Source organism: Geobacter sp., from assembly GCF_030834625.1.
In the GTDB taxonomy this organism is placed as follows: Bacteria; Desulfobacterota; Desulfuromonadia; order Geobacterales; family Geobacteraceae; genus Geobacter.
In genome coordinates, this window is the sequence record NZ_JAUQXO010000072.1 from 137,225 (window position 1) to 152,262 (window position 15,038).

The following is a 15,038-nucleotide window of genomic DNA, read 5'->3' on the forward strand; positions in this document are numbered from 1 at the left end:
GTTATTATGCGTGTTCTGTAAAAAATATCCGGCCCACGTATAGTTCTTCTATAAGCCCTAGCGGCCATTTTACATAGAGGAAGGAGGGGAATATGAATGCCGGGTGTCAAGGTAAAAGAAGCTGAGCCTTTTGAGCTTGCACTGAAGAAGTTTAAAAAGCAGTGCGAGAAGGCGGGGATCCTCTCCGAGGTCCGCAAGCGTGAGCATTACGAGAAGCCGAGCATCAAGAAGAAGAAGAAGGCCATCGCCGCGCGCAAGCGTGCCATGAAAAAGCAGCGCAAGATGATGGATTAAGCAGGGAACTATGATGTTGCGTGATAGACTGAGCGAGGAAATGAAGGGGGCCATGAAAGCCCGTGATGAGATAAGGCTGTCCGCTATCCGTCTCATTCGTTCCTCGGTCAAGAATCGGGAAATCGAGTCGCGGCACGAACTCGCTGATGATGAGGTGATAGAAGTTGTCTCTACTCTTGTCAAGCAGCGCCGGGAGTCAATCCGAATGTTCGGCGAGGCCGGCAGGACTGACCTCGTTGAGAAGGAAGAGAAGGAGCTTGCGGTGCTCCTCACCTTTCTGCCGCAGCAGCTTAGTCGTGAAGAAGTAGAGGCACTGGTCGCCCAGGCAATCGCTGACAGTGGCGCCCAAGGTCCGAAGGATATGGGGAAGGTGATGAAAGCCATTATGCCCCACGTAACCGGCAGGGCCGACGGTTCCCTGGTCAGTTCCGTGGTTAAGGAAAAGCTTGTATAGCATTAAGCCTTTCTCCTGCCCGTACAATACAATTGATGAGTTATGGGGGCGATTCTCTGAATTGCCCCTTCTTCTTTTGCCCCTAGACAGGGTTACGAGTTCGGCATGAGCCTTCTCGATATACTGCTCTGGGCCGTTTTGCTGGGGTTTGCGGCAAAAGGGTTCATGAAGGGTTTTGTCCGCGAGGTTTGCTCGCTCCTTGGGCTGGTGATCGGGGGGTGGGCAGCCTTTACCTATTACCAGCCCGCAGGCGCGGTCCTGGGGAAACTGATCCACCTTCCCCCCATGGCGACGTCCGTGGCAGCGTTCCTCTGCATTCTCCTGGCGATAGGCCTCCTCTTCTTCCTCGTCGGCCACCTTCTCACCGTAATCCTGAAAATTGCCCTCCTTGGGGGCATCAACCGTGTCGGTGGAGTTATTTTCGGGCTCATGCAGGGAGCGCTTCTCCTCAGCATTGTTCTCTATCTGGCAGGCTTTCCTCCCGTTCCTGCAGGGGTGCGGAAGAAGATTGCCGCATCCGGAACCGCCCAGGTCCTCGGTGGCTGTGGCAAGGAGATTGTGACCGGTTGGCGGAAAAAAGCCGCAGAGAAACGACCAGTGGGGGAAAAACGGACTAAAGATGTCAATGATCCCCGACGATAAGATCAGGGAGGTCCGTGAGCGGGCGTCGATTCTGGAGGTGGTTTCCGACTACGTGAGCCTCCGCAAGTCAGGGGCCAACTACCAGGGACTCTGTCCTTTCCACGGCGAAAAGACCCCCTCGTTCAACGTGAATCCGGCCCGGGGAATCTTCCACTGCTTCGGCTGCGGCGTGGGGGGGAACGCCATCACGTTCGTCGCCAAGATGGAGGGGCTTTCGTTCCCCGAAGCGGTGAAGTTTCTCGCCAAGCGGGTGGGTGTAGAAATTGAGGACCGCCCTGTTTCCGTGGCGGAAAAACGGCGCCAGGACGAACGGGAAGAGCTTTACGGGATCGTGGAACTGGCTGTGGGGCTCTATCGCGATGCCCTTGAGCGGAGCGAGGAGGGGGGGACTGCGCGGCGCTATCTGGAAGGGCGCGGCGTGGACCGGGCCACGGCAGAGGCGTATCGCCTGGGCTTTGCGCCGGATCGCTGGGACTACCTCACCCGGCATCTCCAGCATCGCTCGGTGTCACTGGATGTGGCGGAGAAGCTGGGGCTGGTGAGGCGTCGGGAGGGGGGCGGTTACTATGATACATTCCGGAACCGGCTCCTGTTTACGATTACCGACATTCACGGCCGGGCCATCGGGTTCGGCGGCAGGGTTCTCGACGACTCGCTGCCGAAATACATCAATTCTCCCGAATCGCCCATCTACCACAAGAGCGATGTCCTCTTCGGCGTCTCCCTTGCCAAGGGAACCATGCGGGAAACGGGGAACGCCATCGTGGTGGAAGGTTATTTCGACCACCTGGCCCTCTACCAGGCGGGGGTCAGGAACGTTGTTGCCACCTGCGGCACGGCGTTGACCGAGGGACATATCAAGCTTCTGAGACGGTATGCGGGGCAAGTCTATACTCTTTTCGACGCCGACAGCGCCGGAAGAAAAGCCACGCTGCGGGCCATGGACCTCTGTCTCGATGCCGGATTTCCTGCCCACGTGGTAGAGTTGACCGCCGGGGAGGACCCGGACAGCTTCATCCGGAAGGAGGGGGCCGATGCTTTTCCCCCCCGCCTTGCCAAGTCTCGGCCGGTTCTGGATTATTTCTTCCGTCAGCTGGTGCGCGACGAGGATACCGGTACCGTCGAGGGGAAGGTGAAGGTCATCGACGAGCTTACCCCGCGACTGGCAAAGATTGCCAATACCATTGAGCGGGAGCTCTACGTGCGGGAAATAGCCCGGGTCCTCGGCATCGATGTCCGCTCGCTCGCCCGGAAGATCGGCGGTTCCGCGGCCCCTGTATCTTCACGGGATTTCGGGGCCTCCGCGCCGGCTCGCAGGCAGCGCGGCGCCAGCCCCGAAGAGATGCTCCTTTCGCTCATGGGACGTTATCCCGAGGTGGCAGAACGGGTCAGAACCCATGGTCCCGGGCTCATTTTCGGCCCGTTGCTGCTCCCCGTCGCGGAGGCGATCCTTGAGAGGGCAGCCGATGGCAGGACTATCGACTGGGGAGAGATCCTCGATCTGGTCGAGGGGCCGGAGGAGCGGGGACGGCTCGCGGCGTTTCTTGTCAACGACGAGCACCTGGCTGACGTTGATTCTCATAAGGCCTTCGATCAGTGCCGTACGGCTCTTGAACGGATATCCCTCGGACGTATGAAGGAGTTGGCCCGCGAGCTGTCGGCGACTGATCCCGATGTTCCCCGCTATCGGGAGCTTCTATCGGAGATTGATGCCTTGCGAAACCGGAAATCGAAGTTATCTTAATAGAACAGCATGCAATGAGGTGAATTTGATGGCCAAGAAAAGTTCGGACGAAGTTAAGCAGCAGCTGGTGGACATCGGCAAGGAAAAGGGATTCCTTACCTATGACGAGGTCAACGACATGCTGCCCCCCGACTTCTCAACGGAGCAGATTGACGATGTTATGAGCATGTTTGGCGAGATGGACATCGATCTCGTCGACTCGTCCCAGAAGGTCAAGATCCCCAAGATGAAGCTCGACCTCGAAGAGGAAGAAGAGATTGAAGGGGAGCAGGAGGAGATGGAGTACGAGCCGGGCGTCCTGGGGCGCACCAGCGATCCGGTCCGGATGTACCTGCGGGAGATGGGCTCCGTGTCTCTCCTTACCCGTGAGGGGGAAGTGGAAATCGCCAAACGGATCGAGGAGGGGGAGCGCGACATCGCCCGGGTTATCCTAACGACCCCCATCACAGTCAAAGAGATAATCGCTCTTGGCGATAAGCTTCGCAAGTTCCAGATCAGTGCCGCCGAGATCAGCAAGGAGGTCGAGGAGGAGGAACTGGAGGAGGACGAGGAGGACGTCCAGACAAACCGCGTCCTCTCCCTCATCGACGAGATCCACGATCTCGATGTCAGGATGGAGGCTATCGCCGAGGAGCTTGATGCCGAAAAGCTCGCCGCGAAGCGGCGGGACGAACTCCGCTCCGAGCAGCAGGAGATCAGGGATAAACTCGCCGAGCTTGTCAAATCCCTACGGCTCAAGGATCGTCACATCGCCAAGATCGCCCAGCGTCTCAAGGAGCTTTCGGGCAGAGTGGAAGCCATTCTGGCTGAAATCTCCGGGGTCGAGGCCGAGGCCGGGGGGAGCGCAGACCGCCTCAAGGAGGTCGTCGCTTCGGGTGATGAAAAGGCCAAGGGGCTCAAGGTAAACCTCGAGGAGGCCCAGAAGCTCGAAAAGAAAATCCGGTCCGCCGAGAAGAAGCTCAAGAAGGTGGAGCACGAATCGGGCTTCAAGGCCCAGGAGCTTGCCGACGCCCTCCATGCCATCGACCGCGGCGAGATCAAGTCGAAGCTGGCCAAGTCAGAGCTGGTGGAAGCTAACCTGCGGCTCGTGGTTTCCATCGCCAAGAAATACACCAACCGTGGCCTCCAGTTTCTGGACCTGATCCAGGAGGGGAACATTGGCCTCATGAAGGCGGTGGACAAGTTCGAGTACCAGCGGGGGTACAAGTTTTCCACCTATGCCACCTGGTGGATCCGTCAGGCCATTACCCGGGCCATTGCCGACCAGGCCCGGACCATCCGGATTCCGGTTCACATGATCGAGACCATTAACAAGCTTATCCGGACCAGCCGCCAACTGGTGCAGGAGATCGGCCGCGAGCCGTCGCCCGAGGAGATTGCCGAGCGGATGAACCTCCCCTTGGACAAGGTCCGCAAGGTTCTCAAGATCGCCAAGGAGCCCATTTCCCTCGAGACCCCCATCGGCGAAGAGGAAGATTCGCACCTGGGCGATTTCATCGAGGACAAAGGTGTGGTATCGCCCCTTGAGGCGGTCATCAAGGCCAATCTCTCGGAACAGACCTCACGGGTTCTTTCCACCCTCACCCCCCGGGAGGAGAAGGTGCTGCGGATGCGCTTCGGCATCGGCGAGAAGAGTGACCACACCCTGGAAGAGGTAGGCCAGGATTTCGAGGTCACCCGGGAGCGGATCCGGCAGATCGAGGCCAAGGCCCTGCGCAAGCTCCGACACCCGAGCCGGGCCAAGAAGCTCAAGAGCTTCGTGGAGTAGCATCCGCGAGCTGCAGTAATGAAAGCCGCGTCGGCATCCGGCGCGGCTTTCGCGTTGGTGGACTTCTTCTGAGAGGATGTATGGCAAAGGAGAACAAGGCGCCGGTCACGGCGGCGGTACGCGCATTGCGCGCCGCACAGGTTCCATTTTCCGACCACCTTTATGCCTATGAGGAGAAGGGTGGCACGGCGGTTTCGTCCCGGGAGCTGGGGGTTGACGAACACGCCGTGGTGAAGACTCTCATCATGGAAGACGAGGCGAAGAATCCGGTCGCCGTCCTGATGCACGGCGACCGGCAGGTTTCCACCAAGGAGCTGGCACGGGTGCTCGGCGTGAAGACCATTTCTCCCTGCACTCCCGACACGGCCCAGAAGCACACGGGGTATCTCGTTGGCGGAACCTCTCCCTTCGGTACCCGTCGGCGGATGCCGGTCTGCCTGGAGGAGACGATTCTCGACCTGCCGCGCATCTACATCAACGGCGGCAAGCGGGGGTACCTGGTTGGGATCGACCCCCGTGACGTGGTGAAGCTTCTCAACCCGACCCTCGTGCGGGTCGGCATCTGAGGAGGACGCTATGGAACTCCAGGAAAAGTTTCGCGTCGCCGCCAATGCGGTGAGCCGAGCCGAAGCCATCGTGGTCACCGCCGGAGCCGGCATGGGGGTCGACTCGGGGCTGCCCGACTTCCGCGGCGACGCGGGGTTCTGGAAGGCGTATCCCCCCTACCAGAAGCTCGGCATCACTTTCATCGGCGCCGCTAATCCCGACCACTTCGAGCGGGACCCGGCTTTTGGCTGGGGGTTCTACGGCCATCGGACCAATCTCTACCGGAACACGGTTCCCCATGCCGGGTTTGGCATCCTCCGGGGGTGGATCGAGCGGTTCGGCCTCGACTATTTCGTCGTCACCTCCAACGTGGATGGCCAGTTTCAGAAGGCCGGGTTCGTCGAGGATCGGATCCTGGAGGTTCACGGCTCCATTCACCACCTCCAGTGTGCCAAGCCTTGCACCATGGCCATCTGGGAGAACCGTGAGACCATCCCGGTGGACGAGGCGACCATGAGAGCGGGGCGCATCCCTCGATGCATCCGCTGCGGAGACGTGGCCCGTCCCAACATCCTCATGTTCGGCGACTATGGCTGGGTGAGCGACCGTTCGGCCCGACAACAGCGAGTCTTCGACGAGTTTCTCACCGAAAACCGGGGACGCCGGCTGGTGGTTGTGGAGATGGGGGCCGGGACCGCCATCCCGACCATCCGCTACCTCACCGAGGAAATTGGCTCCCGTCCCGGTGCACTGGCCGTGCGGATCAATCCGCGGGAGGCCCAGATCAGGGCTCCCCACCTCTCTCTACCCTGCGGCGCCCGGGAGGGGGTTGCGGCAATCGACGCGGTTCTTGCGGAGGATGCCCTTTCATGATCATCAGGAGAAAAGCGGCGGCTGGTTCCTTTTTCGGGGGACAGACCTTTTTTGCCACCACTGCCAAGGGGGTGGAGGAGGTGCTTGCCCGCGAGATGACTGGGCTGGGGCTCGAAGGAGTGACGGTTGAGAAGGGCGGGGTTCGCTTCACCGGCGATCTCGGTGCCTGTTACCGGGCGAACCTCTGGCTGAGGACCGCAAGCCGGATCCTCGTCCCCCTGGCCGAATTCCCGTGCGATTCCCCCCAGGGGCTCTACGACGGGGTCCGGGCGCTCCCCTGGGACCGCTACCTCACCCCCGACACGACCCTGGCCGTGGAATGCGTGCTCCGCGATTCGGCCCTCACCCACTCGGGCTTCGTGGCCCTGAAGACCAAGGATGCCATCGTCGATACGCTCCGGGACCGTTTCGGCCGCCGCCCCAACGTGAATCCGAAGGACCCCGACCTTCTTGTGAACGTCCACCTGGCTCGAAACCGCTGTACTGTAAGCCTCGACAGTTCTGGTTTCGGCCTGGATCGGCGGGGGTACCGGGTCGAGGCTGGCGAGGCCCCCCTGCGGGAGACATTGGCTGCAGCCCTGGTGCTTCTGACCGGCTGGGACGGAACGGTGCCCCTGGTCGACCCCCTCTGCGGCTCCGGGACGATCCTCATCGAGGCGGCCCTCATGGCCATGAACCGGGCACCGGGGCTTGTCCGCGAGCGGTTCGGCTTCCAGCGCTGGCCCGCCTTCGATGCCCCCCGCTGGCGGCGTCTCCTTGACGAGGCCCGACAGGCGGAGCGGACGACCCTTGCCGCGCCCCTGGTTGGTTATGACCGTCTGGAGGATGTCTTGGTTGTGGCCCGGAACAACAGCCGCCGGGCCGGCGTCGAGCGGTTCATCTCCTTCACTGCGGGTGATGTGCGCGACCTTGCACCGCCTCCCCCTCCGGGAGTCATTCTCACGAATCCCCCCTACGGCCGGCGCCTTGGGGACGAGGAACAGTTGAAGCCCTTTTACGGGCAAATCGGCGACGTCTTCAAGCAACGCTGCGCCGGCTACACCGCCTGGCTCTTTACCGGCGGTCTTGACCTGGCCAAGTCAGTGGGGCTCAAGGCCTCCCGCAGGATCGTCCTCTATAACGGCCCCCTGGAGTGCCGGCTATTGCGGTACGATCTGTACTGAGCGCGCGGGTGGTGAGATGCCGAAAAGCCTTGACAGTTCGCGGTCCTTTGCGTAGTATCAAATCTCATTTTTCGGGCCTATAGCTCAGTTGGCTAGAGCAACCGGCTCATAACCGGTCGGTCCCAGGTTCGAGTCCTGGTGGGCCCACCACCCGAAATTAGTCAGGATGATGCTGGGGATGCCCCGTAAGCACCGGTCCACAAGGACCATTCATACTGTTTCGAAAAAGAGTGCGGCCCGAAGGGTGGCACTCTTTTTCTTTTATCGCCAATGATCACGCCTAAAGTTTCGGATATAGTTGGAATTGTTAATAAAATTGCTCCACAGGCCCTTGCCGAGGAGTGGGACAACGTGGGGCTCATGGTGGGGGATCCGTTCTCGGAGGCTGCCCGGATCATGGTGGCCCTCGATGGAACCCCCGATACGGTCGAGGCGGCAATCGCCCACCGCTGTCAGCTCCTTCTCACCCACCACCCCTTTATCTTTCGCCCCCTCAAGCGCATCTCCTCCGCAAACCCCACCGAACGCCTTGTCCTGAAAGCCGCAAGCCACAATCTGGCGGTCATCTCCCTCCACACCAACTACGACATAGCCGCCGGAGGGATGAATGATCTCCTGGCGGAACGGCTCGGCGTCGGAGCGTGCCGGCCATTGCGGGTGACGGCGGCAGAGGAGTTGGTGAAGCTCGCCGTTTTCGTGCCGAAGGGGCACGAAGAGCAGGTGAGGGAGGCCCTCTTCCGCGTTAGCGGCGTCCTCGGTGCGTACAGCGACTGTTCCTTCCAGTGCGCCGGCACCGGCACCTTCAGGCCACTTGCCGGGGCACAGCCGTTCGTCGGCCAGGTGGGGACGCGGGAATACGTGGAGGAGTCGCGGATCGAGGTGCTTCTGCAGAAGCGCGACGTCTCGGCTGCCGTGTCCGCCCTGATCAAGGTCCATCCCTATGAAGAGCCCGCCTTCGACCTCTTCCCGGTGCTGAACAGGGGGATGGAGCGGGGGCTCGGGAGGGTCGGCGTTCTGGCGGAGGAGACGACGGTCAGTGCCTTTGCTGACGAGGTCAAGGGGCGCCTGGGTCTTGCCGGGGTGCGGTTCGTGGGTGATGGCGGTCGTCCGGTCAGAAAGGTTGCGCTCTGCGGGGGGAGTGGCATGTCGCTGCTGCACGACGCCCAGCGGCAGGGGGCAGACGTATTGGTGACGGGCGACGTGAAGTACCATGAGGCCCGCGATGCCGAGGCCCTCGGCGTGGCCCTCATCGATGGGGGGCACTTCGGTACCGAGGTGATCATGGTTGACAGTGTTGCGTCGCGTATGGAGTCGGAGCTCGCATTGCGTCGCTTCGAAGCAGAGGTAATTCCCTTCAGGGGGGGGCGGGATCCGTTCACGTGGCGGTGACGGCTCCGGTTCGGCCGTGAAGGTATCAAAAGAGGTTCAGGGGAGGTTGATGGGTGCGCAAGAATCTGTTCATGCTTGAGGAACTGCAGGAGCTCGACCTGAAGATTGACGGTCGTCAGGGGGAGCGGCAGGCGCTGCTCGATCAGATGGCGGAGCTCGACCGGCAGGTGGAAGAGGCGCGGATTGCGGTTGACGCGAAGCGGAGCGAGCTGGCCCTTCTCGAAGAGGAGAAGCAGGGGCTTGAGGCGAATCTGATTACCGAGGACGACAACATCGCTCGTTCCGAGGTTCGCCAGAAGGAGATCAAGACCCAGAAGGAGTACCAGGCGGTGGTGAAGGAGATCACGGCCGCACGCAAGCTCAAGGGGGAATTGGAGGAGCAGATCCTTCAGAAATCGGCCCAGAGCGAGGAGCTTGCCGCTGACATCGCAGCCCGGGAAACTGACCTGAACTCCCTGGAGGAGAACATGGCCACCCGCAAGGCAGAGGTCCAGGACGGGCTCGAGCGGATCGACCGGGAGCTCGCCGCCGATGCTGCCGCCAAAGAGACCACGACCAAGGCTATCCCAGCCTCGCTCATTAAGCGCTACCAAGCCCTGCGCGAGCGGCGTCAGGGGATTGCCATCGTGGAGGCGCGGGCCGGGAGCTGCTCCGGTTGCAACATGAATCTCCCGCCGCAGCTTTACAACAGTCTTTTCCGGGGCGACGACCTGGTGCTCTGTCCGCACTGCCAGCGGATGCTGCTCGTGCGCCAGGACGTTCAGTAGGATTGGCAGAACGCAAGGTTTGGCCGAAGCAGAACAGATGACCGCTCTCCGTTCGCGGGGGGAGGAAAGTCCGGGCTCCACAGGGCATGGTGCTGGATAACGTCCAGCGGGGGCGACCCCAGGGATAGTGCCACAGAGAGAAGTCCGCCCGCTCCGGCGGGTAAGGGTGAAAGGGTGAGGTAAGAGCTCACCGGATCCGGCGGTGACGTCGGATGCCAGGTAAACCCCACCAGGAGCAAGGCCGAATAGGGAAGCGTCAAGGACTGCCCGTCCGTGCTTCCGGGTTGGCTGCTTGAGGCCGTCGGTAACGGCGGTCCCAGAGGAATGGTCATCGTCCGTCGAGGGGTAACCCGAGGCGGGAACAGAACCCGGCTTATGGGCTGCTTCGGCCAATTTTTTTCATGAGAATACAATGAACGATTATGAACGCTGGGAGCGCGCCACCGCTGCCGTCGCTGCCGACTATGCCGCACTGCCGCCAACGCTTCTGGCCCAGGTGGACGAAGCAGCTCAGGCGATCAGGATGGCCAGGCGGGAGCTCCACCGTCTGGCCGAGGACCGGGAAAGCACGGTCATTTGCGCCTCCTGTGGTGGCGAATGCTGCATGCGGGGAAAGTATCACGTGACCGTGGCTGACATTCTGGTCTTTCTGGCGGAAGGGGAGTCTCTTTTCGTTCCGCGCTTCGACCGCGACGCCTGCCCCTACCTTGATAGCCACGGCTGCATAATGGAGCCGTCCCTCCGTCCCTTCACCTGCATCACCTTCAATTGTGAACGGGTCGAGGGGCTTTGGGAGTCGGAGCGGGTTGAGGAGTTCTATCGCCGCGAACGGGAGCTCCGAAAACTCTACGAGAATTTGGAAAGGCTCTTTGGCGAGCGAGCCGGGGCCGACCGAAGAATAGCGATCCTGGGATACGACCACGTTCTGGAAAGGTGAACCGATGGCGACAACAATCAATGATCTCGTGCTGGTCCATATCGACAACAAGCCCGGGTTCTACGCCCGGATCGAGGATGTCACGCCGGACGTGAAGGCCGGGTGGTGGCGGTTGAAGCTCCTCGTTCTGACGGTTCCCCTTGAGATCTACACCTGGATTCTCGAGGAGGCCCAGATCAACGGGACTCCCTTTACCATGGGGGGGACACCCATCCGGATGGAGAAGGTGCTCTCCCCGGTTCCTCGGGAAGAGGCGACTGCTCCTTCCCCTCTGCAAACCCCTTCCCCCTCTCCTGCAGAGGAGGCGAAGGAGCAGGACAAGGGAGGGAAGGTGGTTTCACTCCTCGATCGGAAAAAAGATAAGTGAAGTGGGGGGCGGGTGCCCCCCTTCTATTTTTGTTGTCCCTCCATCCTGCCACTCTTTTCCACCTTGACTCTCCCTCGCCCTTTATTTCCGTTCAAGATCCAAGAATTGCTCACTATTTTCGATGTCCTTATTGTTGCGTAGAGTGGGGACGGCCGGTCTCGCGTGACGCCGGTATCCGTTCGATAACATATTGAAAAATATACAGGAAAAATCACACTTTCCAGACAGGTTTTGCCTTGACAACCCATGGGGTGGCCGGTATGATTTGTGCCACGAAGTGGTAAATTGTGGAAAAATGTGGCAAGGAGTGAATGGGGATGTTCCGGGGGATCTACGAGACAACCATCGACGCCAAGGGGCGTACGAGCCTGCCGGCCAGGTTCCGGGATGTGCTCGTGGAGAGCTTTGGCGATGAGCGTTTTTTCGTTACCAACTCGGTCCCCGTTGATCTCGGAGGTGGGTGCTACAGCTCCGGGCTTCTTATTTTCCCCTATCAGGAGTGGTTTCTCTTCGAGGAGACCTTTCTGAATGGCAAGGGGCTCACCTCGGCCCAGCGAAACAGTATCATGCGTACGATCGTGGCGCCGGCGGTCGAGTGTTCCGCAGACAAGCTAGGACGGGTGCTCGTTCCTCCCCATCTGCGCAAGAATGCCGTCCTGGAGCGGGAGATCCTGTTCGTGGGGGCCATGAAGAAGGTGGAGATCTGGAGCCAGGCGGAGTGGGAGAAGGTTCGCGCCCATGACATGAAGGCGTTCCCCTCGGACTCCGAGGCTGTCGCGGAGTTGGGGCTCTAGTGGCTGAGTTCGGGCATCGGTCGGTGATGCCGGCCGAGGTGCTTGCGTTGCTTTCCCCCCGGGCCGGCGGAGTCTATGTGGATGGGACTCTCGGCGGTGCGGGCCATGGCCGGATGATCCTGGAGGCTTCCGCACCCGATGGCATTCTAATTGGCTTTGACCGGGATCCGGAGGCGCTGGCGGCGGCCCGCGAACGGCTTGCTCCCTACGGAAACCGGGTGAAGTTTGTCCGGTCTAACTATGCGACCATGGCCGAATCGCTGGCTGAGCTTGGGGTTGACGCAATCGACGGATTCCTCCTTGATCTTGGGGTTTCCTCCCACCAGCTCGATACGGCGGAGCGGGGGTTCAGCTTTCAGGTCGATGCTCCCCTTGATATGCGGATGGACCCGGAGTCCGGCGCGACGGCTGCGGATCTGGTGAATGAACTCTCCTCTGACGAACTCGCCCGGATCATTCGGGAGTACGGCGAAGAGCGGTGGGCGAAGCGGATCGCCTCATTCATCGTAAAGATGCGGGAAGAGCATGGCGCCATCGAGAGTACGCTTCAGCTCGTTGACTGCGTAAAAGGGGCGATACCCCGGGGCGCGTGGGAAGAGCGGATCCATCCGGCCACGCGGACGTTCCAGGCGCTCCGCATTGCAGTGAACGACGAGCTCGGGAGTCTGGAGCGGGGACTTGCCGCCGGCATTGAGCTCCTGGCCACGGGAGGGAGGGGGGTGGTTATCTCGTTCCACTCCCTTGAAGACCGGATCGTAAAGAACGTCTTTCGCCGTTACGCCCAGGGATGCACCTGTCCGAAGATGCTTCCCCGGTGCGTTTGCGGTGGAAAACCGCGAGCGCGGGTACTTACCGGCAAGCCGGTTATGGCAGGAGCGGATGAAATTGCGGAGAATTCGAGGGCCCGTAGCGCCAAGGTGCGGGCGGTTGAGAAGCTGTAAGTAAGGTGGAGGGGTTATGGCACAGGCAAGAACCGATTTCAGCAAGGTGGCGGCACCGAAAAAGCTTGAGGAAGTGTACGCCCAGCGGGGAGAGCTTTTCCCGTACATTCTGGCGGTCATGGTCCTGTTGACCGTCGTGTCGGTCTTCCATGTCTGGTCACGGGTGCGGGTGATCGATCTGAACCTGGAGATTGCCGAGGCCAGTCGGCTCCTCAAGGAGTCCCAGGAAGAACAGAACCGGCTCCGTCTTGAGGTTGCATCCCTGAAGACGCCGGCCCGCATCGAAGCCGTTGCCAAGGGAGAACTCGGCATGGCACTCCCCACCGACCAACAGGTGGTAGTGGTGAAATGAGGTACGACGCGGAGAAATGGATAACTCTCCGTATCCGCTTCATCGGGGGGTTCTTCGTTCTCCTCTTTGCATTGACGGCCAGTCGCGCCTTCTATCTCCAGGTGATCAAGCGCGACTATCTTCTCAAACTTGCCGATCGGCAGCACCAGAAGATTGTCCCCTTGACACCGGCCCGTGGGTCCATTTACGACGCGAACGGTGCCGCCTTGGCGGTGTCGGTGGAGATGGACTCATGCTACGCCGAGCCCAAGTCAATTGCCGATCTGAACAGCGCAGCGGCGCGGTTGGCGCCGGTCCTCGGGATGCCGAAGGGGACCATATTCAAGAAGCTTCAGGGGAACAGGAATTTCGTCTGGCTCCAGCGACGGCTCACCCCTGACGTGGTGAAGCGGATTCATGACCTGGATATCGAGGGGATCGGCTTCGTCAAGGAAACGAAGCGCTATTATCCCAATTCGGAGGTGGCTGCCCATGTTATCGGATTCACCGGGCTCGACCCTGAAGGGCTCGAAGGGGTCGAACGCCGGTACGATTCCACCATTCTGGGTGGAGACGGCTACCTGGTGACGGAGCGAGACGCCTTGGGGCGCAACGTGGCCCTCAAGGGGACGGTAATCCAGAACGGCGCCATGGGGCACAACGTTACCCTTACCCTCGACAAGAACCTCCAGTATATCGCCGAGAAGGAACTGGCCAAGGCAGTGGAAGGGAGTGGAGCCAGGGCCGGGACCGCTATCGTTATGGATCCCCAGACCGGCAGGGTTCTTGCCATGGCCAATTACCCGACCTTCAACCTGAACGCCCATGCATCCTATGCCCCGCCGGTTTGGCGCAACCGTGCCGTTGCCGACAGCTACGAGCCCGGCTCCACATTCAAGACGCTGCTGATTGCCGCGGCGCTCGAAGAGAAGGTGATCCGCCCTGGCGACAGCATCAACTGTGAAGGGGGAAGTTATGCCATCGGTGGCCGGACTATTCACGATACCCACAAGTACGGCCGGCTCAGCATTCCCGAGATACTCAAGTATTCGAGCAACATCGGGGTCGCAAAGATCGGGAGCAGGCTCGGTCCGTCCCGTCTCTACACGTATCTGAGCAATTTCGGGATTGGCGAGAAGAGTGGCATTGACCTGCCGGGGGAGACGTCCGGAATGCTGCGCCAGTGGAGTCAGTGGTACGGCATTGATCTCGCCACCATATCGTTCGGTCAGGGGGTGACGGCGTCTTCAATTCAGCTTGCCGCCGCCTTCTCGGCCATTGCCAATGGCGGCGTGCTCATGAAGCCTTATCTGGTGGAGAGGGTCACCGACAACGAAGGAAATGTTGTGAAGTCCTTTGAGCCCCAGGCCCGGCGGCGGGTCGTGTCCCCCGAGACGGCAAAGGCCGTGGCCCGCATGATGGAGGGAGTTGCCGCCGAGGGTGGTACCGGAATCAATGCCTCAGTGGAGGGATATAGGGTCGCGGGGAAGACCGGCACTGCCCAGAAGGTTGACCCGGTTACGAAGGGGTACTCAGCCACTAAGCGGACCGCATCTTTTATCGGCTTTGTTCCGGCCGACAGGCCCCGACTCACCATTCTCGTGATGATTGACGAGCCAAAGACGAGCTCCTACGGCGGCGTGGTAGCCGCCCCGGCATTCAGCGCCATTGCGCTGCAGGGGCTCTGCTACCTGAAAGTTCCGCCTGACACGGTCGTTCGAAGCAAGCCGAAGACTGTTGGGGTTCAGGCAGGTCTGGTAGTAGAGGAGGATAGTCCGGCAGCGGAGGGGGTCATCGTTGAGGAGGGCGAGGGGAATACGATGCCGAACTTTCGGGGGATGAGTATGCGACAGACGTTAAAGGTGATGGAAGAGCAGGGACTCAACGTGCGACTCCACGGAAGCGGACGGGCCGTTGAGCAGAGCCCCCTTCCCGGGCACCGGATCAGGCCCAACGACCAGGTGTGGGTGAAGTTCGCGCCGTCGGCGTGAACGAAGAGGGGCAGGAGATGAGAACGGAAGCGGCCAC

General features: G+C 60.8%; 16 protein-coding genes, 1 tRNA gene and 1 other RNA gene. All 18 read left to right on the forward strand.

The annotated features are described in order from the left end of the window. Nucleotides 1–96 precede the first annotated feature (96 nt). Nucleotides 97–294, forward strand: coding sequence for a 30S ribosomal protein S21 (rpsU, locus tag RCH91_RS17485; protein WP_004512363.1), 198 nt, complete (start codon nucleotides 97–99; stop codon nucleotides 292–294). Between the two features lie 13 nt (nucleotides 295–307). After that, entirely contained in the window at nucleotides 308–748 is a 441-nt protein-coding gene (locus RCH91_RS17490) for a GatB/YqeY domain-containing protein (RefSeq protein ID WP_306536322.1), read from the forward strand. Nucleotides 749–853: 105 nt separating this feature from the next. After that, a complete protein-coding gene (locus RCH91_RS17495) occupies nucleotides 854–1,390 on the forward strand; it encodes a CvpA family protein (protein ID WP_306536295.1) in 537 nt (178 codons plus the stop codon). Beyond that, a complete protein-coding gene (dnaG, locus tag RCH91_RS17500) occupies nucleotides 1,368–3,134 on the forward strand; it encodes a DNA primase (protein ID WP_306536296.1) in 1,767 nt (588 codons plus the stop codon). The genes RCH91_RS17495 and dnaG overlap by 23 nt, the downstream gene beginning before the upstream one ends. Nucleotides 3,135–3,162: 28 nt before the next feature. Continuing rightward, nucleotides 3,163–4,902, forward strand: coding sequence for an RNA polymerase sigma factor RpoD (gene rpoD / locus RCH91_RS17505; protein WP_306536297.1), 1,740 nt, complete (start codon nucleotides 3,163–3,165; stop codon nucleotides 4,900–4,902). A gap of 80 nt (nucleotides 4,903–4,982) precedes the next feature. Continuing rightward, nucleotides 4,983–5,468, forward strand: a complete 486-nt coding sequence (gene ybaK, locus RCH91_RS17510; protein WP_306536298.1) for a Cys-tRNA(Pro) deacylase — start codon at nucleotides 4,983–4,985, stop codon at nucleotides 5,466–5,468. A gap of 10 nt (nucleotides 5,469–5,478) precedes the next feature. Further along, the gene (locus RCH91_RS17515) at nucleotides 5,479–6,321 is read left to right on the forward strand and encodes a Sir2 family NAD-dependent protein deacetylase (RefSeq protein ID WP_306536299.1); all 843 of its coding nucleotides are present in this window, start codon (nucleotides 5,479–5,481) and stop codon (nucleotides 6,319–6,321) included. Continuing rightward, nucleotides 6,318–7,484, forward strand: coding sequence for a class I SAM-dependent RNA methyltransferase (locus RCH91_RS17520; protein ID WP_306536300.1), 1,167 nt, complete (start codon nucleotides 6,318–6,320; stop codon nucleotides 7,482–7,484). The genes RCH91_RS17515 and RCH91_RS17520 overlap by 4 nt, the downstream gene beginning before the upstream one ends. 73 nt (nucleotides 7,485–7,557) lie before the next feature. Beyond that, nucleotides 7,558–7,634 (forward strand) — tRNA-Ile (locus RCH91_RS17525). Between the two features lie 120 nt (nucleotides 7,635–7,754). Continuing rightward, nucleotides 7,755–8,873 (forward strand): Nif3-like dinuclear metal center hexameric protein, encoded by a 1,119-nt coding sequence (locus RCH91_RS17530; protein WP_306536301.1) that lies wholly within the window; start codon nucleotides 7,755–7,757, stop codon nucleotides 8,871–8,873. A 53-nt stretch (nucleotides 8,874–8,926) separates the two neighbouring features. Continuing rightward, the gene (locus RCH91_RS17535; protein WP_306536302.1) at nucleotides 8,927–9,640 is read left to right on the forward strand and encodes a zinc ribbon domain-containing protein; all 714 of its coding nucleotides are present in this window, start codon (nucleotides 8,927–8,929) and stop codon (nucleotides 9,638–9,640) included. A 24-nt stretch (nucleotides 9,641–9,664) separates the two neighbouring features. Next, nucleotides 9,665–10,032, forward strand: an RNA gene (rnpB, locus tag RCH91_RS17540) — RNase P RNA component class A. A gap of 20 nt (nucleotides 10,033–10,052) precedes the next feature. Further along, complete coding sequence (locus RCH91_RS17545) at nucleotides 10,053–10,577, forward strand: hypothetical protein (protein ID WP_306536303.1); 525 nt, start codon at nucleotides 10,053–10,055, stop codon at nucleotides 10,575–10,577. Nucleotides 10,578–10,581: 4 nt separating this feature from the next. Further along, the gene (locus RCH91_RS17550) at nucleotides 10,582–10,944 is read left to right on the forward strand and encodes a hypothetical protein (protein ID WP_306536304.1); all 363 of its coding nucleotides are present in this window, start codon (nucleotides 10,582–10,584) and stop codon (nucleotides 10,942–10,944) included. Nucleotides 10,945–11,261: 317 nt separating this feature from the next. Continuing rightward, entirely contained in the window at nucleotides 11,262–11,738 is a 477-nt protein-coding gene (gene mraZ / locus RCH91_RS17555; protein ID WP_306536305.1) for a division/cell wall cluster transcriptional repressor MraZ, read from the forward strand. Further along, on the forward strand, nucleotides 11,738–12,679 hold the full coding sequence (gene rsmH / locus RCH91_RS17560; RefSeq protein WP_306536306.1) for a 16S rRNA (cytosine(1402)-N(4))-methyltransferase RsmH: 942 nt from the start codon (nucleotides 11,738–11,740) through the stop codon (nucleotides 12,677–12,679). The genes mraZ and rsmH overlap by 1 nt, the downstream gene beginning before the upstream one ends. A gap of 16 nt (nucleotides 12,680–12,695) precedes the next feature. Further along, nucleotides 12,696–13,031: a cell division protein FtsL gene (ftsL, locus tag RCH91_RS17565; RefSeq protein WP_306536307.1), complete on the forward strand. Its 336-nt coding sequence runs from the start codon at nucleotides 12,696–12,698 to the stop codon at nucleotides 13,029–13,031. Next, the gene (locus RCH91_RS17570; RefSeq protein WP_306536308.1) at nucleotides 13,028–15,001 is read left to right on the forward strand and encodes a penicillin-binding protein; all 1,974 of its coding nucleotides are present in this window, start codon (nucleotides 13,028–13,030) and stop codon (nucleotides 14,999–15,001) included. The genes ftsL and RCH91_RS17570 overlap by 4 nt, the downstream gene beginning before the upstream one ends. The last annotated feature ends 37 nt before the right edge of the window (nucleotides 15,002–15,038 follow it).

What these genes read in the sequence shown, in the direction of transcription:
- rpsU (WP_004512363.1), top strand. Translation starts at nt 97, where the DNA reads ATGCCGGGTGTCAAGGTAAAAGAAGCTGAGCCTTTTGAGCTTGCACTG.
- RCH91_RS17490 (WP_306536322.1), top strand. Translation starts at nt 308, where the DNA reads ATGTTGCGTGATAGACTGAGCGAGGAAATGAAGGGGGCCATGAAAGCC.
- RCH91_RS17495 (WP_306536295.1), top strand. Translation starts at nt 854, where the DNA reads ATGAGCCTTCTCGATATACTGCTCTGGGCCGTTTTGCTGGGGTTTGCG.
- dnaG (WP_306536296.1), top strand. Translation starts at nt 1,368, where the DNA reads ATGTCAATGATCCCCGACGATAAGATCAGGGAGGTCCGTGAGCGGGCG.
- rpoD (WP_306536297.1), top strand. Translation starts at nt 3,163, where the DNA reads ATGGCCAAGAAAAGTTCGGACGAAGTTAAGCAGCAGCTGGTGGACATC.
- ybaK (WP_306536298.1), top strand. Translation starts at nt 4,983, where the DNA reads ATGGCAAAGGAGAACAAGGCGCCGGTCACGGCGGCGGTACGCGCATTG.
- RCH91_RS17515 (WP_306536299.1), top strand. Translation starts at nt 5,479, where the DNA reads ATGGAACTCCAGGAAAAGTTTCGCGTCGCCGCCAATGCGGTGAGCCGA.
- RCH91_RS17520 (WP_306536300.1), top strand. Translation starts at nt 6,318, where the DNA reads ATGATCATCAGGAGAAAAGCGGCGGCTGGTTCCTTTTTCGGGGGACAG.
- RCH91_RS17530 (WP_306536301.1), top strand. Translation starts at nt 7,755, where the DNA reads ATGATCACGCCTAAAGTTTCGGATATAGTTGGAATTGTTAATAAAATT.
- RCH91_RS17545 (WP_306536303.1), top strand. Translation starts at nt 10,053, where the DNA reads ATGAACGATTATGAACGCTGGGAGCGCGCCACCGCTGCCGTCGCTGCC.
- RCH91_RS17550 (WP_306536304.1), top strand. Translation starts at nt 10,582, where the DNA reads ATGGCGACAACAATCAATGATCTCGTGCTGGTCCATATCGACAACAAG.
- mraZ (WP_306536305.1), top strand. Translation starts at nt 11,262, where the DNA reads ATGTTCCGGGGGATCTACGAGACAACCATCGACGCCAAGGGGCGTACG.
- ftsL (WP_306536307.1), top strand. Translation starts at nt 12,696, where the DNA reads ATGGCACAGGCAAGAACCGATTTCAGCAAGGTGGCGGCACCGAAAAAG.
- RCH91_RS17570 (WP_306536308.1), top strand. Translation starts at nt 13,028, where the DNA reads ATGAGGTACGACGCGGAGAAATGGATAACTCTCCGTATCCGCTTCATC.